The 20,955-nt window shown below is 40.2% G+C and carries 20 protein-coding genes and 4 pseudogenes; 9 read left to right on the plus strand and 15 right to left on the minus strand.

Going from position 1 to position 20,955, the window contains the following annotated elements; genetic code table 11:
* A pseudogene (locus tag CVD28_RS28970) lies at nucleotides 1-185 on the minus strand (IS3 family transposase); the annotation flags it as partial.
* 249 nt (nucleotides 186-434) lie between these two features.
* Nucleotides 435-851 carry a DUF5365 family protein gene (locus CVD28_RS24970; RefSeq protein WP_101597384.1) on the minus strand — a complete coding sequence of 139 codons (417 nt, stop codon included), beginning with the start codon at nucleotides 849-851 and terminating at the stop codon, nucleotides 435-437.
* A gap of 209 nt (nucleotides 852-1,060) precedes the next feature.
* On the opposite strand from CVD28_RS24970, the gene CVD28_RS24975 reads away from it, so the two are divergent.
* Entirely contained in the window at nucleotides 1,061-1,981 is a 921-nt protein-coding gene (locus CVD28_RS24975) for an RluA family pseudouridine synthase (RefSeq protein WP_101597385.1), read from the plus strand.
* 101 nt (nucleotides 1,982-2,082) lie between these two features.
* On the opposite strand, the gene CVD28_RS24980 is transcribed toward CVD28_RS24975, so the two are convergent.
* Complete coding sequence (locus tag CVD28_RS24980) at nucleotides 2,083-2,343, minus strand: GlsB/YeaQ/YmgE family stress response membrane protein (protein WP_101597386.1); 261 nt, start codon at nucleotides 2,341-2,343, stop codon at nucleotides 2,083-2,085.
* A gap of 578 nt (nucleotides 2,344-2,921) precedes the next feature.
* A complete protein-coding gene (locus CVD28_RS24985; protein WP_101597387.1) occupies nucleotides 2,922-3,752 on the minus strand; it encodes an aldo/keto reductase in 831 nt (276 codons plus the stop codon).
* A gap of 562 nt (nucleotides 3,753-4,314) precedes the next feature.
* Between CVD28_RS24985 and CVD28_RS24990 the strand changes: the two genes are divergently transcribed.
* On the plus strand, nucleotides 4,315-4,935 hold the full coding sequence (locus tag CVD28_RS24990) for a DUF47 domain-containing protein (protein ID WP_101597388.1): 621 nt from the start codon (nucleotides 4,315-4,317) through the stop codon (nucleotides 4,933-4,935).
* Between the two features lie 15 nt (nucleotides 4,936-4,950).
* Complete coding sequence (locus CVD28_RS24995) at nucleotides 4,951-5,949, plus strand: inorganic phosphate transporter (RefSeq protein ID WP_101597389.1); 999 nt, start codon at nucleotides 4,951-4,953, stop codon at nucleotides 5,947-5,949.
* Between the two features lie 306 nt (nucleotides 5,950-6,255).
* On the opposite strand, the pseudogene CVD28_RS29410 reads toward CVD28_RS24995, so the two are convergent.
* The 7 genes and pseudogenes from CVD28_RS29410 to CVD28_RS25025 all read right to left on the minus strand — a co-directional run.
* Nucleotides 6,256-6,585 (minus strand): annotated as a pseudogene (locus tag CVD28_RS29410) (methyl-accepting chemotaxis protein); the annotation flags it as partial.
* A gap of 674 nt (nucleotides 6,586-7,259) precedes the next feature.
* Nucleotides 7,260-7,750, minus strand: a pseudogene (locus CVD28_RS25005) (GNAT family N-acetyltransferase).
* Between the two features lie 14 nt (nucleotides 7,751-7,764).
* Entirely contained in the window at nucleotides 7,765-7,911 is a 147-nt protein-coding gene (locus CVD28_RS28360; RefSeq protein WP_180954307.1) for a hypothetical protein, read from the minus strand.
* Between the two features lie 99 nt (nucleotides 7,912-8,010).
* A complete protein-coding gene (locus CVD28_RS25010) occupies nucleotides 8,011-8,520 on the minus strand; it encodes a GNAT family N-acetyltransferase (protein WP_180954308.1) in 510 nt (169 codons plus the stop codon).
* A gap of 33 nt (nucleotides 8,521-8,553) precedes the next feature.
* Nucleotides 8,554-9,276, minus strand: a pseudogene (locus CVD28_RS25015) (alpha/beta fold hydrolase); the annotation flags it as partial.
* A gap of 48 nt (nucleotides 9,277-9,324) precedes the next feature.
* Nucleotides 9,325-9,603, minus strand: coding sequence for a hypothetical protein (locus CVD28_RS25020; protein ID WP_101597392.1), 279 nt, complete (start codon nucleotides 9,601-9,603; stop codon nucleotides 9,325-9,327).
* 230 nt (nucleotides 9,604-9,833) lie between these two features.
* Nucleotides 9,834-10,409, minus strand: a complete 576-nt coding sequence (locus CVD28_RS25025) for a DJ-1/PfpI family protein (protein ID WP_101597393.1) — start codon at nucleotides 10,407-10,409, stop codon at nucleotides 9,834-9,836.
* A 106-nt stretch (nucleotides 10,410-10,515) separates the two neighbouring features.
* Here CVD28_RS25025 and CVD28_RS25030 point away from each other — a divergent pair, with 106 nt between their 5' ends.
* Nucleotides 10,516-11,337 carry a LysR family transcriptional regulator gene (locus tag CVD28_RS25030; protein WP_101597394.1) on the plus strand — a complete coding sequence of 274 codons (822 nt, stop codon included), beginning with the start codon at nucleotides 10,516-10,518 and terminating at the stop codon, nucleotides 11,335-11,337.
* A gap of 207 nt (nucleotides 11,338-11,544) precedes the next feature.
* Here the strand turns inward: CVD28_RS25030 and CVD28_RS25035 are convergent, their stop codons facing one another.
* Nucleotides 11,545-12,387, minus strand: coding sequence for an aldo/keto reductase (locus CVD28_RS25035; RefSeq protein WP_101597395.1), 843 nt, complete (start codon nucleotides 12,385-12,387; stop codon nucleotides 11,545-11,547).
* A 50-nt stretch (nucleotides 12,388-12,437) separates the two neighbouring features.
* On the minus strand, nucleotides 12,438-13,643 hold the full coding sequence (locus CVD28_RS25040; protein WP_101597396.1) for an MFS transporter: 1,206 nt from the start codon (nucleotides 13,641-13,643) through the stop codon (nucleotides 12,438-12,440).
* 287 nt (nucleotides 13,644-13,930) lie between these two features.
* On the opposite strand from CVD28_RS25040, the gene CVD28_RS25045 reads away from it, so the two are divergent.
* The 4 genes from CVD28_RS25045 to ald all read left to right on the plus strand — a co-directional run bounded on the left by CVD28_RS25045 (nucleotide 13,931) and on the right by ald (nucleotide 18,322).
* The gene (locus CVD28_RS25045) at nucleotides 13,931-14,257 is read left to right on the plus strand and encodes a winged helix-turn-helix transcriptional regulator (RefSeq protein ID WP_101597397.1); all 327 of its coding nucleotides are present in this window, start codon (nucleotides 13,931-13,933) and stop codon (nucleotides 14,255-14,257) included.
* Nucleotides 14,258-14,423: 166 nt separating this feature from the next.
* Nucleotides 14,424-15,689 carry a helix-turn-helix domain-containing protein gene (locus tag CVD28_RS25050; protein WP_101597425.1) on the plus strand — a complete coding sequence of 422 codons (1,266 nt, stop codon included), beginning with the start codon at nucleotides 14,424-14,426 and terminating at the stop codon, nucleotides 15,687-15,689.
* 281 nt (nucleotides 15,690-15,970) lie between these two features.
* A complete protein-coding gene (locus CVD28_RS25055) occupies nucleotides 15,971-16,789 on the plus strand; it encodes an EcsC family protein (protein WP_101597398.1) in 819 nt (272 codons plus the stop codon).
* Nucleotides 16,790-17,191: 402 nt separating this feature from the next.
* On the plus strand, nucleotides 17,192-18,322 hold the full coding sequence (ald, locus tag CVD28_RS25065; protein WP_101597400.1) for an alanine dehydrogenase: 1,131 nt from the start codon (nucleotides 17,192-17,194) through the stop codon (nucleotides 18,320-18,322).
* Between the two features lie 299 nt (nucleotides 18,323-18,621).
* On the opposite strand, the gene proC is transcribed toward ald, so the two are convergent.
* Nucleotides 18,622-19,434, minus strand: coding sequence for a pyrroline-5-carboxylate reductase (proC, locus tag CVD28_RS25070; protein WP_101597401.1), 813 nt, complete (start codon nucleotides 19,432-19,434; stop codon nucleotides 18,622-18,624).
* A 90-nt stretch (nucleotides 19,435-19,524) separates the two neighbouring features.
* On the minus strand, nucleotides 19,525-19,986 hold the full coding sequence (locus CVD28_RS25075; RefSeq protein WP_101597402.1) for a DUF1259 domain-containing protein: 462 nt from the start codon (nucleotides 19,984-19,986) through the stop codon (nucleotides 19,525-19,527).
* Nucleotides 19,987-20,211: 225 nt separating this feature from the next.
* Between CVD28_RS25075 and CVD28_RS25080 the strand changes: the two genes are divergently transcribed.
* Entirely contained in the window at nucleotides 20,212-20,826 is a 615-nt protein-coding gene (locus CVD28_RS25080) for a DNA-3-methyladenine glycosylase (protein ID WP_101597403.1), read from the plus strand.
* Nucleotides 20,827-20,955 lie beyond the last annotated feature (129 nt).

Below are 20,955 nucleotides of genomic sequence, written 5' to 3' on the forward strand. Positions count from 1 at the left end.
TTTTCCTTGTTTTGAACTAAGGCATTCAATTTTTTTAAATATGCATTCTCCGTTCGCAGCCGTTCTATTTCCGCTAATAGTGCTTCTTGCGAGCCCTCTGCAGGTTGTTGTTTGTTTTGGTCCTTTTTCATCAATGGACGCCCCCGTTTCTTGGAATGAAGGGCGCCTATACCTTGTTCTTCTACAACCTTCCTTCCCCATAAAAAAACTACACCCCTCACTGTTAGATGGTGTCTAACAATTGGGGTGCAGTTCAGACGGCAGGGATTTTTCTAAGTTATAAAATAGGTTTAAATAATACAGTTCTTTAAACCTGAAACAAGGTTTAAAGCGCTTTATTAACATACCGAACAGCCCGGCATTTTCATCCTGCAAGTAAAAAGCGTTTTACTTTAATTTTTTTGGGTTTTAATAGTAAGATTATGTAGGCCTGTTTATATTAAGAGCTGATTGGCCGCCTCAGTATATAAATAGAAAGATTTATCAGCCCGCTCTTCCTGCAGGACAGTGAAATGCTCCAGGTTCAGCGGAAAAAACAAACCATAATCATTTAACAAACGGGCATTATGGAGAAATAATTCCTCGTTTTTTGGGTTTATTCTGTAACTCTGCAAATCTTTTGTTTCCAATATGGACATGATAACCTGAATTGACGTCATAACCTGATAGGCTTCTTTTAAAGTCCCAAAATAACTGAAGTTTTTGCTGGGAGTTTGCAGAACCCCTAATTCCGCTAAATGCCTTATTTCCTTGTCAGAAAAGTATCGCGGAAAAACGGAATCATAAAATTCTGTAACCAGGTCGCAGATTTCCTGTTCCTGTTCGATTGTTGAAGAAAAGACAACCTTCACAAATAACCCACCCTTTAATAATTATATATGTCTAATAATATGTTTATCTTTTTTCAGAATACCACATGCGAAGTAAAAACAGGGTGGTAATTATACCCACTCAGCCGATCAGCTTAGGAAAAATGGCCTTTTTCCCTCCCTTAAGTTGGATATTTAGCTGCCAAATAAATTACAAATTGCCATTAATTGTGCCGAAAGTAGGGTGTACTATGGTTCACGCTGTTAGAAATGGAAAATTTTTAGATATAACTCCCATAGATAGGTGGGATTATTTAACGCTAGAAGCATTATTCAAGGAATACTGGAAGGCTCCAAAAAAGCTTGTACACCATTGGAGAATGGAAAAGGCAGTGCTTGTAAATGGCAATGCTGCATCATGGACATTGCCTTTTGGGGAAAGAAGCACAATTTCTATCCCGGTATTTAAGGAAGAGCCACTTGAAATTGCTGTGTTCAACTCATATATTGAGGTTTTATTTGAGGATGATCATTTACTTATAGTAAATAAGCCATCTGGAATGGATACACATCCTGCAAATCCATCCGAAAAAAACACTTTATTAAATGCTGTAGCTGGCTATATTACTGCCAATGGAGCTCATTATGGACTAAAGCACATTCACCGTCTTGATAAGGATACAACAGGAGCTGTTCTGTTTGCTAAACACCCTTTTGCCGGTTCCCTGCTGGATCGTATGCTTGAAGAAAGGAAAATAAATAGAACATACCTAGCGATAGTTCATGGATTGCTTAAAAGGGATATTGGAACCATTCATGAAAAGATTGGCCGGGACAGGCATCACGCTTCCCGAAGAAGAGTTTCTCCTTCAGGCCAGCCGGCCATCACTCATTATGCGGTACTAAAACGGATGAAAGATAAAAACCTGACCCTAATAAAATGCACATTGGAAACAGGGCGCACCCATCAAATCAGAGTTCATTTAAGCCATATTGGCCACCCGCTTGCTGGCGATGAGCTTTATTTTGGCAAACCTGCTTTTCCACGGCAGGCATTGCATGCAGCTAAAATACAGTTCCACCATCCAATCACAGGACAAATAATCGAATGTCTGGCAGCTCCGCTCGACAAACCCCCGATTTTCCACTTGGATGATATGAAATTCCTTTAGTTGTGTCTCAGAACAATCTTATAAAATATATGCAAAAAACCCCTTGCCACAAGGGCAAGGGGCTCTTTCTAAGTTTATTGCTGTAGCGGAAAGATTTTTTCTTAGCGGTCAGCTTTACGCATGCTTCTGAAGATCAGACTTAGTACGAAAACAAATACAATCGCACCAATTAACGCTGGGATAATCGCAAAGTCACCAACGACAGGTCCCCAATCACCTAAAATAGCTGTACCTAACCATGCACCAATAAAACCTGCAATGATGTTTCCAATTACACCAAATGGAACGTCACGTCCAATAATCATACCTGCTAACCAACCAATAATACCACCAACAATTAATGACCATAAAAATTCTAACATGTTTGTTTCCTCCTTTAGATGTTGTTTTTTACCTGATAAATGATTTATAGTTCGAGCAATGAAGAAGTTTTTAACTATTAATGAGTTTATATCAGCTTCAGCTCGGACGGCACATATGCTAAGAAATCAACTGCGGACTCTTTTCTTTACTGCAATCCATCAAAACCATGCTTAAATGAATTAATATAATTCCTTATGTTTTCTTTTGGTTTTTCTGGATCCCTGGAAGGGACATCTTTCCGCTCTCGTGTTCCGCTACCTGGAAATATGCCCGCCAGTAAAATTCCGGAGAGTATCGATCACTGCTGGAACTTCACCTCCTCATTTATCATGTCGATTCTTAGCTGTTTTATACTGCCGCTTGTATTTATTACTTTCCCGTTTTGGAATGAATAAAACCAAAAAACGCATAAAAAAATGTATGCCACGTAAGGATTAAAACCTTTCAGATGGGGTATTTTAGTAATTTAAGTATATCTAATTGAATATTTATTCGTCACTATACATTTTTTTGTAATCTTTTTTAGCCAAAAAAAAGAGAAAACCCCTTTTTGGGCTTCCTCCTTATCCAGTCAAAATTAAAAATCAAAATTATCCGGGTCTGCAAAAAAACGTTCATTCATATTCAGAGCATCAATCTGCTGCATTTCATCAAGGCTGAGTTCAAAATCAAATAAATGAGCGTTCTCCTCAATGCGGGAAGGTGTTATCGATTTAGGAATCACGACTATACCATTTTGAAGATGCCATCTCAGCAGCACTTGAGCAGGTGTTTTCCCATGCTTTTTAGCTATATGATTAATGGTTGGTTCTTCGAGAAGCTGTCCCCTGCCGAGCGGAGACCAGGCTTCAACAGCTATTGTATGCCCTGCACAGAATTTCCTTAATTCCACTTGTGAAAGGCGGGGATGAAGCTCAACTTGGTTGATCATTGGCTTCTCTATGCTGTTCGCAAATAAATCTTCCAGATGGTGAATCTGGAAGTTGCTGACACCTATTGCCCTTACTCGCCCGTCTTTATAAAGCTTTTCAAGCGCCTTCCAGGTTTCAACATATTTTCCTTTTACCGGCCAATGTATAAGATACAGGTCCACATAATCAAGACCTAGCTTGGATATGCTTGTTTCAAAGGCTTTTAGGGTGCTCTCAAAGCCCTGATCGCTGTTCCAAACCTTAGTGGTAATAAAAATGTCCTCGCGCGGAATGCCGCTTTCCTTAATAGCCTGGCCAACGCCTTCTTCATTGTTATAGAGGGCCGCCGTATCAATGGAACGATAGCCTGTCTTAAGTGCTTTTTTCACAGAATCAACCGTTTCCGAGCCTTTTTCAACTTTATATACGCCAAAGCCAAGCTGGGGCATTTCTACTCCATTATGGAGAGTAACAGTAGTTTCAATATTATGTACCATTATACGACCTCCTTTTAGTTTCTTCTATTATAGCATGCAGCATTTCCCAATTCGAAAAATTAGCCTGCCAAACGTGACCAGCCCGACTAAAATATTTTTAAAAAGTTAACGTGCTTCTACTTTGGCACATACCTGATAAGTTCATTAAGGAGATGCAGGAGAGGCCCTTTCTGAACGGATTGGCAAATTAACATGGTTACTTATGGCTTATCCACTGCCCTTTTCATCAGTATTTTGAGGCTGCCTGTGCATATGATGGAGCAGTGTCCTCTACTTTACGTATTATAGCAGTACAAAACTTCCCTTTATCTTTTTCGTAATTTGAGAGGGTTCAATACCGCTGCTATTATTAATTCCTTACAAAATAAGCTCTTTTTTTCTTCCTTTCATACTCAAAATTTCATTATAGAACCATACTATGAATAGAAACACATGGCTTTTGTAAAGTTTGTGTAAATTTTGTCGAAGTTGCTTCCAATACTCAGTGTTTATTGGTTACAATGATTTGGGTAAATTTTTTTATACAGTACTTGGATGAATTAATGACAATGGGGGTTTTCAAATGGTTTTCAAGTCAAAAAAGGACAAATTCGCAAGTTTGCTTATTAGCATTTCTCAAAACTTAAAAGAAAGTGCTGATTACTTTGCGGATTACAAACTGAATAATGTCAGCGATTTAAAGGTATTCGCGGATAAGATGAAAGAGCTTGAAACAAAAGGCGACTCTTATGTACATGAAGTAATAAAGGAACTGAATAATGCATTTATTACTCCGCTTGAGCGTGAGGATATCCTTGCCCTGGCCATGAGCATGGATGACGTTCTTGATGGACTTGAACACTCTTCTGCCATGCTGGAAATGTACTCAATCATTAATGCCGATGATTACATGCTAAAATTCGTCGAAGCAATCAGAGAATGCGCCTATGAAATTGAAAAGGCTGTGGATCTGTTATCAACGAAAAAGCTTCCGCAAATCCGTGAACACGCAATCAAAATAAAGGACCTTGAATCTCTCTGCGATGGCATACGGCGCCAGTCCATTAAGAATTTATTTACGGTTGAAAAGGATCCTATCCGCATCATGCAATATAAAGAGGTATATGAAGAACTGGAAGAGATCGCTGACAGCTGTCAGACTGTTGCCAACACACTTGAAACAATCATCATGAAAAACGCATAAGGAGTCTATTGATATATGGATACTATATTTATACTGACCATACTTATTGTCATTGGTGCCCTTGCGTTTGACTTTATAAATGGCTTCCATGATACCGCTAACTCAATAGCGACATCAGTATCTACAAAAGCGTTAAAACCGAGACATGCCATTTTGCTTGCCGCCATTATGAACTTCATAGGTGCCATTTCTTTTACAGGCGTAGCAAAAACGATCTCGAAGGATATCGTCGATCCCTTCCAATTGGAAAACGGTTCAATTGTTATATTGGCTGCTCTTATAGCTGCCATCGCCTGGAATCTTATCACATGGTACTACGGAATTCCGAGCAGTTCGTCTCACGCTATTATCGGTTCTATTGCAGGAGCAGGAATCGCGGCTGCAGGATTCGGGGCCTTAAAGTGGGAAGGTTTCCTAAATATCATCAAGGCACTAATTATATCACCGCTGCTTGCTTTCGGATTAGGTTTTCTGGTGTATAGCATTTTTAAGGTGGTATTTAAAAATAATAACCTTCCGAAAACAAATAAGCGATTCCGTTATATCCAAATCGCCACGGCTGCACTTCAGTCGTATACCCATGGCACAAATGATGCCCAAAAAGCTATGGGTATTATTACAATGGCCCTGATTGCAAACAACTATCAATCAACCACAGAAATCCAGACATGGGTCCAAATCTCTTGTGCTATTGCTATGGGGCTTGGTACATCTGTCGGCGGATGGAAAATCATCAAAACAGTCGGCGGCAAAATTATGAAAATCCGTCCGGTTAATGGGGTTGCCGCTGACTTGACGGGTGCGGCTATTATCTTTGGTGCAACTTTTATCCACTTGCCAGTCAGTACTACCCACGTTATCTCATCTTCTATTTTAGGTGTAGGCTCAGCCCACAGACTTAAAGGGGTTAAATGGGGTACTGCACAGCGGATGATTATTACTTGGTTTATCACACTTCCAATTGCCGGCAGCCTGGCAGCACTTTCTTACTTTATTTTAAATATCTTTTTTTAAATAAGAAGAGCGCTAGCTTTGTTTCGTGCATGTATCGCTGCCGTAGCGTTCCTTGTCCTGTGCGTCGGGGCTGGAGCTAGACATCTGTACTTGTTAAAAAGGTATACTTTCTTTTCTAACAAAAGCAAAATCCCCCGTTCAGCAGAATTGCTGCAGGGGATTTTTTTCTAGCCGGAAAGAATTAAGAAGATCAATCCAATAAACCCTTTATGTATCGAATTGCCTGAAGGGCATCTAGCCCGTTACATATAAGGATATTCTTTTTAATGGATTTCTTTTCATCCACTTGTTAAAGGTGAAAATGAGTTATAATTTATTAGCAAACTGGTGTAGCTGGTTTGCCAGTTCGTTTATTTCTTCAATAAAGGCAGAGGTCTGTGACATAGATTCGGCATGTTGTTGACCAATTGCTGCTATTTTTTCTATCGATTGCCCCATTACATTCATCGCTTCTTTAATTTCAGTCATGGTTTCATTAATGGTCTGAGTAGAAGTGACCGTTTCCTTTGAAAACTTTCGAATCTCATTGGCTACAACTTCAAACCCCTTCCCTTTTTCACCTGCGCGAGCAGCCTCTATTGCAGCATTTAACCCCAGCAAATTCGTCTGGTCGGCTACCCGTTTTATAATGGAAAGCACGTCGGTGGACCGCTCTGCATTTTCCTCGGCTTTATGTGATTGAGTGAGGAGATCCTGTGAAAAATTCGCCAGTGAAACTGACCCATTTGCTACGTTACTGATCTGCTCATTTGCTTGTGATAACGAATCTGATATCTGGTCCACGATCTCTCTTAATTCCGTTTGCCTGCGCAATTGAACAGCAATCCCGCCTATCACTTTTCCGTTTTTATCAAGAACTGGTGTAGCTGTTCCTATGAATTCAAAACCATAAAAATCTGAAGGTACGTTAGCCTTTAATAATTTATTTTCACGTAAAGCTAAAGAAAGCGGTTCTTCTGGGTTTAAAGGCTGACCCGCCTGAATCTTTAAATTTATTGTCTCACCAGGGAAATATGCAACAAATTTTTCTAAGTCACAGATCGCAATAGATAAATCAGCGGGAATGGCCGACATAATAATAGGGGTTGTTGCTATAAGGCTATCTATAGAATCTACTCTGTTAAACATTGAGGTTACCTCTCTTCTTCGTTTGATGCATTTAGATAGTATATGATAATCTAATATGCTTCAAATGTACCTAAAATGCAAGAACAGATTATCTCAAAATCTTCTAAAAAGCTTTTGCCGATAACCACTTTAGTCATTAGGATTTATGATTCCCAGCACCTGATGATCTTCCCATTTCCCATTTATTTTACATTCTTATGTGCAATTCCTTCTTTATGAAAACCGGCTTTCTCCAGCACTCGTATGGAAGCAATATTATGTGGCATTACACCCGCTTCGATCCGATGCAGCTTTAATATCTGGAAAGCATATTCCACAATTAACTTAGCCGCTTCAGTAGTATACCCCTTCCCATTATGCTTCTTGTCCAAAAATATCCAATGAACGCACTCTGAAGAGAACCTCTAATAACTTGAAAAAGACTAATTGTTCCAACTAATATATGGTCATCATTTTTAAAAATCCCAAAATGATATTCTTGATCACTTTTCATATTTTCATCGTGGTTTGCTATCTTCTCCAATTGGCCTTCAATAGTATAAAAATCATTGCTCCGCGTCATTGAAAACTTTTCAAAAAAATCACGATTATCATTTTCTAATTGTAAACTTTCTGCAACATCTTCCTTTTTCAACGGTCTAATAAAACTTGTTTCGCCTTTCATCAATTCCATCTACTCCAATTTATTCATTTAAAAATGCTATACATTATCACTACAGCAATCACACCTGCCACGATGAAACCGCCAATTGTTGGACTTCCATAAAGCGTTCTATTATAATCATCATTTGTTTCGATTTTACTCTTTTCATGTTCCTCTGTTTTATTTGACATAGCAACCAACCTTTCCCTGACCATTTTATTTGGTAAGAGTATTCACTTTTAATAAAACATGAGAATTACGGTTTGGCTTACTCATTCCAAAGAAGACAATTATTTATAAACAATATAATCCATCGTATTTTCATTTCGCTGTATAAGCTCCATACCTATTTTTTCCACAATTTTAATGGAGGAATGATTATCATTCAGGATGTTTGTTGCTGTTATCGCTTTTACATCTGGCTGCAGGAAAGCCCAATCCCTTAATGCCTGGGCCATTTCACTTGCATAGCCTAACCCTTGAAATCTCCGATGAATTCCATAGCCTATCTCCACAAATCCTTTTTCATCAGGGGGTGATTTATAGCCCATCATCCCAACAACTTTATGTGTCTCCTTTTCCACGACAAACCCATACCATTTTGAAATCTCTGGATCTTTTCTCAGCTTTTCCATACGGATCGGAAAAATTCTCTCTTTATGTATAGGTTCAATAAACCCCTTAATAATTTTCAGGCCCAGAAACTGCTCTAATCCCTGTTCGCCCAATTCGGCTGCTGCTTCTAGGGCTTCTATTGTGATAGGGACAAATCCCAGTCTTATCGTTTCAATTTTATACATTTTGTCCCCCATTTTTATTTTTTAGATAAAAAACTAAAGCTTTATAGCATGAAGAATCAACCGTTTTATTGCATTAATAACTGCCTCTGGATCGTCTTTCTGAATATAATGGGCGCTGTTTTCAGCAAGTATAAATTCGTTATTTACTGATATATCCAAAAGTTCTTTTTGCATTTCAATCCATAATTCCTGAGAAGTCCTGGAGTAATGATCTTTTTTTCCAGCTGATAAAACGATTAGGGGCATATTTAATAGCCTTCTCGATTCTTTTACTAGCTTTAAACTTTCCATAAATTCTTCATATGTACCTTCAAGAGTAAATTGCAGATTGTATTCTTTTTGAAATTCTATCGGCATGGTTGGGAGAAATCTTTCCCGATAGTCCTCAGGTGTCGAATCAATAAGCAGTAAGCCAGTAACATCAGCAGAGTGCTTAGTGGCAAATAACCGCATGTTCACTCCGCCAAAAGAATGGCCGACCAGTATGTAAGGAGGTTTTATCTCCAGCTGCACCAGAAGTTCCTTTAACTCGTCTGTCATTTCTTTGCTCGTTCTGGGATTCTGACTTATCTCACTTTTTCCTAATCCAGCTCTATCATATACAAGCACCTGAGTGTGTCTGGCTACTGCCGGGATGATTGACTCCCATGCCTTGGAATAATCTCCATAGCCTGAGTCCAATATAACTGTTGGATTATTCTCTTTCTTGCCATATAGTTTTGTAAAGAGTTTAAAACCTTTTACCTGTACAAATAATTATTTAGCCTCTAAGACTGGCAATATACTATTATCCATTGGATCTCCTTACCCAAAAGCCCGTGCAGCTAATGTGAATAACGATTTGTCGCGCGGAGGCAGCTCCTCTGAATTTTTGATCATCGGGGGCTGGCTGACCTTTAGAAATCCGCTTTTTTCTAAATACGATATAAAATAATCATTTCCTGCGGGCACATCAATTCTTAATCTGCTGCTATGATGAATCGCCAATTTCTCAGTCAATAATAATGCTATTTGAGGAGAAGAAGCAACAATTGGTCCAAGAACCAGATTCATAGGCCCGGAAATGGATAAACCATAGCCCAATAATGTCTCCTCTATGGTCTCTGGCTACTAGAGCTTCCTTAGCCTGGTTTATCCTGTGAGCCAAAAAGGTTTCTCTCTCTTCACCAAATGCCTCTTTGTCTATTTGAATTATTTAGGGTAAATCCTCATCACACATCGGCAGAATGCTAATATTAGTTTCACTATTCGATTTAATTGGAAGCTAGCTCTCGCACAGATATTTATGTAGGCTGCTCTTCCTCTTTCAAGTGTTACTTAAAATTCAATCCTTTTCCAACTGGCAGGACCGACTCGATTACTTTATCCACCATTTCTTCTCCAGCGAGGGTTTTAATAACCCAAGAGGCTAAGTCCTGGCCAGCAAGGCATCCTGCTGCAGTTGAAATATTGCCTTCATTTACAAAGGACTCCTCCACCACATTCACTCCATATGATTTAAGCTGGTGAACGACTGTTGGATATGTAGTGGCTTTCTTTCCCTTTAAAAGGCCTAATGCCCCTAGCAGCAAGGAACCTGAACACATTGACCCGATAAGCTGACGGTGTGGATTTAAATGTAGGCTGGACAAAAATTCTTTATCATTAATGAGACTTTGAACACCTTTCCCGCTTGAAAATAATACAGCATCGGCATCTTTTATTTCATTTATCTCACTATGAATTGGAATAGTCAACCCAGCCATAGAGGTATGAAACTTCTTAGTGCCTGCAATTTTAACTTCCCAATCCGTTATGCCGCCAATCAGCCTAACCCGGTTCAGTATATCCCACGGAAAAAATACATCTATATCAGTGAACTCATCAAAAGTAACTATTACTATTTTCATAAAATCCTCCTTACAATTTATATGGTAATTTTTTCATTAAAACTACTATAATACAAATAGGTTTATCGTTAATTACATATAACAAAAATGTTATGATGGAGGATTTATGAACCTGCATAATCTGCTGCTTTTTAAACAGGTTGTGGAAGTCGGCAATATGACTGAAGCAGCCAAACTCTTGCATATGACTCAGCCCGCTATCTCCATGCACATAAAAAGAATGGAAAAGAAGTTTAGCGTGCCTCTGATTACCTCTTATCCAAAGGGTATTAAACCCACAGATGCAGGAAAGGTATTGCTTCAATTCTGCGAGAAATTTAAAGACATCGAAGAGCAAATGTGGAGGTCAATGGAGGAATATCGCGAAGGCAATAAAGGCCATATCATTATCGGTGCACCTATTGAATTGCGGACCTACCTTCTTCCGCCGATAATAGCCCATTTTTTTATGAGTTTTCCAGGTATACAAATAGAAGAAAGAACTGTACGGGATCATGAAATAGAGACTTATGTAAAAAGAGGAATAATTGACATTGGACTTTCCCTTAACAAAGAAATAAATCATTTAGAATCAAGAATAACTATGTTTACTAGTAACCCTTTATTGTTATTTACAGGGCATACAACCGATATGGATAGTAATTTATATATTACCGATAAAGCAATAATGACTGACGAGCCTGAGTTAATTAAAAGGTATCAAAACATTCATTTAGTTGACAGCCCAGAGCTGGCAAAGCAGGCAGTGATCGCCGGTTTAGGAGATGGAATTGCTCTAAGGTGTACCATTGAGGCTGAATTAAAATTTAATTTAATTAAAATTATACAAGAAATAAGAGTTGATACCGTATCAATCCTTACCCGGCCTGCGGAAAGAATCCAAAACAGCGTTAGAGTTTTTATTAATCATGTACTTTCAAACAAATAATATAAAAAACCCAAACAGCTTATTATGAAGCTGTTTGGGTTTGATATGAGCCGAAAAAAATGAGCCGTAGTTTGTGAATTATGCAGACTATTAGCTTACGGCAGCAGTCTTCACTTTCTTTGATCCAAAAAATTCCGCTTAATTCAGTATTTTTCCCGCATAATAGACCCAGAATTTCACTTAATTAAGCTGCTTCAGCAATTACTCTTAAAAATCAAAATTATCCGGATCCGGACCTACACGAAGGTTTTGGTTTAGAGCATCAATCTCTTTCATGTCTTCATCGGATAATGCGAAATCAAATACAGAAGCATTTTCAACAATACGATGCTCTTTAGTTGATTTCGGAATCGTCACAACTCCATTTTGCAAGTCCCAGCGTAAAATAACCTGAGCGACAGATTTGTTATATTTATCTGCAAGTGCTGTTAAGGTCTCATCTTCTAACAGTTGGCCCTGCATCAATGGTGACCAGGCCTCTAATTGAATCCCTTGCTCGCGGCAATATGCATGAAGCTCTTTTTGAGTTAGCCGAGGATGGTATTCAACTTGATTAATTACGGGTTTTATTTCAGCATCCTGCATTAAATCTTTAAGATGATGGATCTGAAAATTACTAACGCCAATTGCTTTAACGCGACCTTCTTTATAAATTGTCTCCAGTGCTTTCCATGCTTCCTTATACTTGCCTTTTACTGGCCAATGAATTAGGTATAAATCCAAATAGTCCAAACCCAGTCTTTGCAAACTCGCATCATAGGCCGCAAGTGCAGACTCGTATCCCAAATCAGCATTCCAAACCTTTGAGGTTACAAACAGGTCTTCTCTTGAAATGCCAGCCTCTTTGATTCCTTCGCGGATTCCCTGGCCAACACCTTCTTCATTTTGATAAATAGCGGCTGTATCTATACTGCGGTAACCGTTTTTAATAGCTGTTTTAACTGCATTCACCAGCTCAGGTCCCTCTTCTACTTTAAAAACTCCTAAACCAAACCAAGGCATTTTTACTCCATTATGCAAAGTTACAGTATCCTGCAAATTTTTTCCCATCTTCATTTGCCTCCTTTAATGTTCTATTATAATTGTTTCCATGTGAAAAATTACTCTACCATTTTACCCTTTTCTATTGCAGAACTCCAAAATGTAAGCAGGACAGCCCCGAAAACCATCACACCGCCGATCCAGGGTGTGTGTATTAAACCAATTGAATCAACGATAAGGCCTCCGAGAAAAGCCCCAATGGCGATTCCGACATTAAAAGCAGCTATATTTAGTGCTGAAGCAACATTGACTGCTGAAGGTACATATTTTTCTGCTAACTGAACGATATAAATTTGTAAACCTGGTACGTTCATGAAAGCAAATAAGCCTAAGAAAAAGATCGTAATAATTCCGGGTGTTTTATATGGTGCTGTAAACGTCAGAATTACAAGCACTGCTGCCTGTATCATAAACATCCAAAGCAAAGCTTTTAGGGGATTTCGATTCGCTGCTTTCCCTCCGATTGTGTTTCCAATGGCTACAGCAACTCCATACACAAGCAGAATAATGCTTATAGCACCAGGTTTGAAACCTGTAATATCTTCTAAAATCGGCGAAAGAAAAGTAAAAGCTACAAAAGTACCTCCATATCCCAATGCTGTAATCGCCAATGCTAAAAGGATTGGACCGTTAGTTAAAATTTTAAAGTTATCAACTAGCTTTGATGCCGATTCTTGTTTAAGATTTTTAGGGACCAGAAGGGCACTGGAAATGATAGCTATTAAACCCAATAATGCAACAGCAGCAAACGTTGCTCTCCAGCCAAAAGCCTGTCCAATAAAAGTCCCGAGCGGAACACCTGTTACAGTAGCAACAGTTAACCCGGTGAACATAAATGCAATCGCGCTGGCCCGTTTATGTTCAGGAACTAAATCAGCGGCAATGGTTGAGCCTATTGAGAAGAATACTCCATGGGAGAACGCCGTGATGAATCTCGCCGTGAGTAATAATGCAAAACTTGAAGATAATGCTGCGATCGAATTACCGGCAATAAACACCAGCATCAATACCATTAATAACGTTTTTCTGCTCATTTTATTTGTCAGCGCGGTAAGAATGGGAGCCCCAATGGCAACTCCCATGGCATAACCTGATATTAATAATCCGGCTAGTGTGATCGATATATTTAAATCATTTGCTAATGATGTTAGCAGGCCAACAGGAACAAATTCAGTTGTACCAATTCCAAATGCACTAATTGCCAGAGCAATTAACGCAGCATTACCACCCTTTCTTTCGTCAATATTTATAGCAGTTGAATTCATAAAAGAATCCTCCTTGTTTTATTAAGTGTGCAACCATAAAGCAGAGTGAACAGGCGCCTTTCAAATTTATATCACCCTGACCTTAAGCAATTATGTGATATCACAAACAAAATTAATAGTACGCACTTTAAAGTACTGTAGGCACTTTTAAGTACCTATGGTCATTTTCGGCCTATATTATTCTGCTTGTGTATGTTATTATGATTCCTGCACAGTTAATTGAGAAGCACGCACTTTTAAGTAATGCAGGTACCTTTAAGTGCCTATAAAATAGAGGAGGAACCTACGTGGGCTATAATATCCCGGTAGAAGCAACGCTGGATGTAATCGGCGGAAAGTGGAAAGTTGTTATTATGTGCCACTTGATCAAAGGTGAGAAAAGAACAAGTGAATTAAAAAAATTAATGCCTGGAATCACCCAAAAAATGCTGACCCAGCAGCTTCGGGAACTGGAAGCCGATGGCGTAGTAAACCGGACAGTTTTCGACCAAGTTCCGCCTAAAGTTATTTACTCTCTAACCGAGTACGGCTGGTCTCTGCGCCCCATTTTGGATGCCATGTGCAATTGGGGAGAAGGTCACATTCAATTGAAATCCAAGGAAATGGCCAATTAAATTTTTCTTTCCATATCGTAATCATTTCCTCCATATTTATCCCAAAACTCAATTGCGGACCTCCTATTTATTCTTTCGAACTGAATATTTCCATGCTATTTTTTAAAAATTATATTAATATCTAGGTAAGGGTTTACAAGATTATAAGGGGTCATCTACGATGCATATGCCTGAAAAGAGAAAAGATTTGTTTAAGGGAGTATTTGGCGATCTGGAGGAATTTGCTGATCTTATCAGCAATGTCCTTGGGTGTCCGATCACTATTGAAGATGGCAGCCACAGGCTGCTTGCCTATAGCATGCATGGAGATGCAACTGATAAAGCCAGAATTTCCACCATCATTGGAAGACGAGTTCCGGAGAAGGTAATTAATAGCCTTTGGAAGGAAGGAATTCTGCCTGCCCTGCTCCGTGAAGATGCTCCTATCAGAGTTGAATCAATTTCTGAAGTTGGCCTTGGAAACCGGGCAGCCGTTTCGATCAGAAAAAACAATCAAGTACTCGGATTTATATGGGCACTTGAGGTTGATAAGCCCTTTTCGGACGAAGACATGGAGTTTCTGCATCTTGCCGCAAAGGAAGCAAAGAACCAGCTATTACAGCATCAGATAAGAAAAAAGAAAAAAGAAGAAAGCTATCAGGAATTCTTATGGCAGCTTCTTACAGGCCACTACCAAACAGAAAGCGACCTTGAGGAGCGGCTCGCCCGTTTTCCCTTCCAGCTTCCTGACTTTTTTTCCATATTAGTGTTTAGATTTCCTCATGAAATAACCAGTGAGGTTGAACAAAATATTTCTTATATGCTGACGATTACCCAAAAGGTAAAGGTCCCCTTTTTCACGATTGATCAAAACAGGCTTATTTTACTTGCCGGGGAAAAGGATGAAGAGCTGTTCCGCTCCGTTGTTAAAGAGTTTATTCCTCATTTTGCGATGCAAATGAAGCAGCGGTTCGGAGTAGAAGATATCCAGGGAGCTTCCGGACAAATATACAACAGGCTCCTTAATGGAGTTCAAAGCTACCAGGAAGCGCAATATGTCTTAAAAATCAGGGATATTTTCAAGAGGGAAACAGATGGGATCTATCTATTTGAAGAGCTTGGGGTATATCAATATCTTAACTTGCTTGCAAACACCCCAAAACCAATGCAAGCAGAAACCGCAGCTATTAACAAACTAAAAGCATATGATGCAAAACATCAAACCGACTTAATGAAAACACTGACAGTTTTTTTACATAAAGACAGCAATCCAAACGAAGCAGCTAAGAGTCTGCATGTTCACGTTAACACATTAAACTACCGTCTAAAACGGATTACCGAAATAGGCAGCATTAACCTCAAAGATCCATTGCAAAAAATGGCCCTTTTTCTTCATCTAAAACTGCTGGCATACCAAGCTGCTGAAGCGAAAAAAAGCCTTGAACCGTATTAATGCTGATAAACGGATATGGCGGAAACAGTGGAGAATCCGGTCAATTTACAGTATTCCGAAATATTTTTTTTCAGCAGAATGACTGTTCTCCGGAATTATCCTGCCTTTTCAATGAAATAATTTCACGGAATTAGCTGCAGTTATTAAGGAATTTCCCTCGATTTTCACGGGAATAACTCTTTATAGGCTGTACTGCCTTAGAGAGTAGCATTAATTTCACTGAAAATACCGTTACGCGAGATCATTTTACGGCACTTTTAAAAAAAGGAGATCTACTATTCATGTCATTAGAGCCGAAAGAGCTGCTTCAGCAGGAACTATCTTTTATTGAAAAGTGGGAAGGCGATCAGAAAGGGTTATGGTTCTGGGAGCGGCTCGGCCGCCTCCCTTTTAAAATACTTGATAAGCTGACCCCTGCCTTTATCCAAAATAAAATAGGGGCTATGCTTGATGAATTGGGAAGCTTTATCCAAAATGGCGGCCAGTATTTAACCAACGAAAAAAATGTGCTGGAAAAAATTCAGCAGCAATCGCCGGAGAGGCAGATTATGCAAATATCTGACGTTCAACAAGTTCCGCTGGCGGTCATGGCTGCCGTCAGCGAGGGTATCAGAAAAAACCGCGGCAAGGCTGCTACTGTACAAGGTGCGGCAACAGGTTTAGGCGGGCTATTCACCTTGGCTTTGGACATCCCGGTGCTGCTTGGTTTATCTTTAAAAACCTTGCAGGAAATTGCCATTATCCACGGTTATGATCCAAATGATCGGGCAGAGCGAATGTTTATAGTCAAATGCCTCCAATTTACTTCTGCTGATATTGTCGGCAAGGAAGCAATTTTAAATGAATTGTCCTTCTATAATACAAATGGCAGCAGGCCAAAGGAAATGATGTCCCAGCTTCAGGGATGGCGGGAAGTGGTCTACACTTATCGTGATCAATTCGGCTGGAAAAAGCTGCTTCAGATGGTCCCGGTAGCTGGAATGGTGTTCGGAGCACTCACCAATCGGTCAATGGTCCATGATATTGCAGAAACAGGCACAATGCTATACAGAAAGCGGCGAATCCTTGATCGTTTAAAAGAACTTGAGGAAAAATCATGAAAGTCATAACTTTGTGCGGTTCAGGCAAACCGAAGCCGGTCTAACATTACAAGGCTATATTATAATAAGCGTTAGATTCTTTTAAAAAGGTATAGAGATTACAAAGGAACAAGAAGAAATGTTTGGAGAAATGCATCTATCGATAAATTGATATGTAAGATGAAATATTCGTTTATCGATGCTCATGGCTACATTGGCGAAAGTACAAAAAAAGAGATTGATTATGCCAAAAGAAAAGGAAAAGCTTGCGTTACCTTTCCGGTATATAGGCTATTTCAGGAGGCTTTGTGGAATTCCACAAAGCCTCCCTTTTATATTCTCAACATTGCACAAACAAACCTTTAGCATTTCACCGTATACTTTTCGTACAAGGGGATTTTTAATTTTTGGAGGTATATGTATATGCGTATTGGTATTCCTAAAGAGATTAAGAACAATGAAAATCGTGTCGCGATCACTCCTGCTGGTGTGGTTGCCTTAGCTTCAAAGCATGAAGTTTATATTGAAAAAGATGCAGGCATGGGAAGCGGCTTCACAAATGATGCTTATATGGCTGCAGGTGCTGTCATCGTTGAAACAGCAAAGGATGTTTGGGAAACGGCTGAAATGATCATGAAGGTAAAAGAGCCGCTGCCAAGCGAATATGGTTATTTCCGTAAAGGTCTAATACTGTTTACTTATCTTCACCTTGCTGCAGAGCCTGAACTTGCTCAAGCCTTAAAAGACAGCTCTGTCTTAGCTATCGCTTATGAAACGGTTTCAGTTAACAATACCCTCCCGCTATTAACACCAATGAGTGAAGTAGCCGGCCGTATGGCAGCTCAAATCGGCGCACAATTCCTTGAAAAGCCTAAAGGCGGAAAAGGTATTCTGCTAAGCGGCGTTCCAGGGGTAAAGCGCGGAAAAGTGACAATTATCGGCGGTGGAGTAGTAGGAACAAATGCTGCAAAATTGGCTGTTGGCCTTGGCGCAGATGTTACTCTAATTGACTTGAATCCTGATCGCCTTCGCCAGCTGGATGATATTTTTGGCAACCAGATTACTACATTGATTTCTAATCCATTCAATGTAGCTCAGGCAGTTGCTGAATCTGATCTTGTTATCGGTGCAGTTCTGATTCCAGGTGCAAAAGCTCCGAAGCTTGTTACGGAGGAAATGGTTAAATCTATGTCTCCGGGGTCAGTTATTGTTGACGTTGCAATTGACCAAGGCGGTATTTTTGAAACGGTTGACCACATAACAACACATGACAACCCAACATATGTAAAACATGGCGTAGTACATTACGCAGTTGCGAATATGCCTGGAGCTGTTCCGCAGACTTCCACAATCGCACTTACTAATGTGACAGTTCCGTATGCGCTGGAAATTGCTAATAAAGGTGCAGTTACAGCTATCCGCGAAAATGCAGCTCTTGCAAAAGGTGTTAACGTGGCAAACGGCGAGATTACGTTTAAAGCAGTAGCGCACGATCTCGGATTCACTTATGTACCGGTCGAAGAAGCTTTGGAAAACGATAGTGTAAATGCATAAAGAAAAGCGGAAACGCCCTGACCCAAGGAACGTCAACTAAAGTCTTGCACGTCCTGTGCCAAACGTCGACTCCAGCACATCCTCACAAAGCTGGCCGCTTTATTTCGTGCGATGTATCGCTGCCGTAGTGTTCCTTGTCCTGTACGTCGGGGCTGGGCGCTGCAGCTAGACATAAGTACTTGTTAAAAAAGTTATACTATCATATTTATTATTAAAGCCAGGGGCCGAGTGCCTCTGGCTATTTGTTTGAATTGGATTTGCCTTACGGCTGAAATTGGCTAAAAACATCGCCAGCCAATCTATTTTCCCCCGGCTAACTGTTTGATTTTTTTTGTACAGCTTTCCATCGCCGAAAGGATGGCTCCTCTGAATCCGCTGCTTTCAAGATCAGCAACAGCTTCAATGGTTGCTCCTCCGGGCGTACAAACATCATCTTTCAGGGAACCGGGATGCCTTCCGGTTTCCAATACCATTTTTGCCGCTCCCAAAACAGCCTGTGCCGCAAGCCTGTATGCCTGGTCTCGCGGAATCCCCTGCCGGACACCGCCATCTGCCAATGCTTCAATAAACATAAACGCATAGGCTGGAGAGGATCCGCTGATTGCAGGAATTGCATCCATTAGCTCCTCCGCCACTATCTCTGTTTTCCCTATGCTGCCCAAAATTTCTACGACTGCCTCTAAATCATCCATTGTTACCGATTCATTTGCACATAGTGCGGTCATTCCTTCTCCAACGAGGGAAGGCGTATTTGGCATAGTCCGGACTGCCTTTACTTTCCTGCCGAATCCGTCTTCTATATCAGCTAGGGTTATTCCAGCGGCAATCATTACAATAATAGCTTCTGAATGAACAGCTTCTTTTATCTCTGTGATCACTTTTTTATAAAGGCCGGGTTTCACTGCTAAAAAAAGCACATCGGCAAATTCAGCAATCTCTCTATTATTTTTCGTTCCTATTATCCCAAATGTATCTTTTGCTTTTGCAAGGGTTTCGTCCGTTGCAGCACTCAATTTGACTTGCTGCGGGGCTGCTATTCCAGATTTAAGGATTCCGGCTAGAATCGCCTGCCCCATCTTTCCGAAGCCGATAAAGCCAATTTTTTTATCCATAGTATCCCATCCGTTTCCATGTTCAGTATGGTATCCATTATACGGCAAAAATACAAAACGACAGTAGGATGAACTGCCGTTTTATGTGCATTAATTAAATTTGTGGCCGGTCGCTGCTATAGCCCGCTTAATGATGCCTGCTTGCTGGCGCAAATCTCCCATTCCCTGAAAGTGCAGATAAAGGACACGCGGTTCCTCATTGATCATATGATTATGTATCGCAGAAACCTCTATCTTCCCTTTTCTTAACTCGTCCACAACAGCGTTCACTTCGTCTTCCATTAAAGGCATTTCACCCATTACTGCTGTTTTTCCATCTATATTTTCAAATCCTAAATGAAAAAGCAAACCCATCGTTTCAGGAGATAATTTTATCCCCATATGAGATACATTAAGATTCTTTCTAACAATTTCAACTTTGCAAATGCCTTTCTCTTCTTCGACCTTTGTTTCAAATATCTCCTCGAGCATCATACAATTGGTCTGGGCGGATACTTTTGCGGGAATAATCAGGGAAAAGCATAATAAAGACAAAAACAGGATATGTTTCATACGTCACCTCCTTAACCTTATTATTTGAATACGAAGTATTATTTATCCGGATTTAATGGAATGGTGAAATGCTAAGTTACCAGTTTCACTAAACCGCATATTCACGTTACCGGGATACCTTTTTTTCCAAAAGGAGTTTTTTTCGCATACCGCATTCAAGCTCAATTTTGATATCCTCTCATACGGGTATACAATGGAGACAGCATAAAAAAAGGAGCATATAGGATGCAGAAACCACACGCTTTTTCACCAGTTTCCAGAGAATTTTTTAACAGGCCGACTCTAGAGATGGCAAAGAAATTGCTTGGCTGCCTGCTTGTAAAGGAAACAGAGGACGGGATTGCCGCAGGTTATATCGTAGAAACGGAAGCCTATATTGGACCCGGAGATAGGGCAGCACACAGCTTTGAGAACAGAAGAACGAAAAGAACGGAAATTATGTTCGCCGATTCTGGCTATGTCTATACATATCTCATGCATACCCATTGCCTCGTAAATGTAGTAAGCGGCGGGGCCGAAAATCCCGAGGCCGTGCTAATCAGGGCAATTGAACCGTTTTACGGCACAGAATTAATGAGCGAAAGAAGATGCGGGTCATTAGGAAAAAATATCGCCAATGGTCCGGGCAAGCTGACAAAGGCGCTCGGAATCTCGATGGACGATTATGGGCATCCGCTTTGGCAGCCCCCTCTCTTTATTGCTGAGGGTACTGCTCCCGACAGCATAACGAAAGGAAAGCGGATCGGGATAGACAATTCCGGAGAAGCCAGGGACTACCTCTGGCGTTTCTGGATTACAGGAAACCAATTTGTATCCAGGCATCGCAAAGAGGAGAAATAAGAAAAGCAGAAGCGCCCTGACCCAAGGAACGTCGACTAAAGTCTGGCACGTCCTGTGCCAAACGTCGACGCCAGCACATCCTCACAAAGCTGCCGCTTTGTTTCGTGCGATGGGTCGCTGCCGAGCGTT

It is taken from the genome of Bacillus sp. M6-12, assembly GCF_002860285.1.
Taxonomy (GTDB): domain Bacteria; phylum Bacillota; class Bacilli; order Bacillales; family DSM-1321; genus Peribacillus.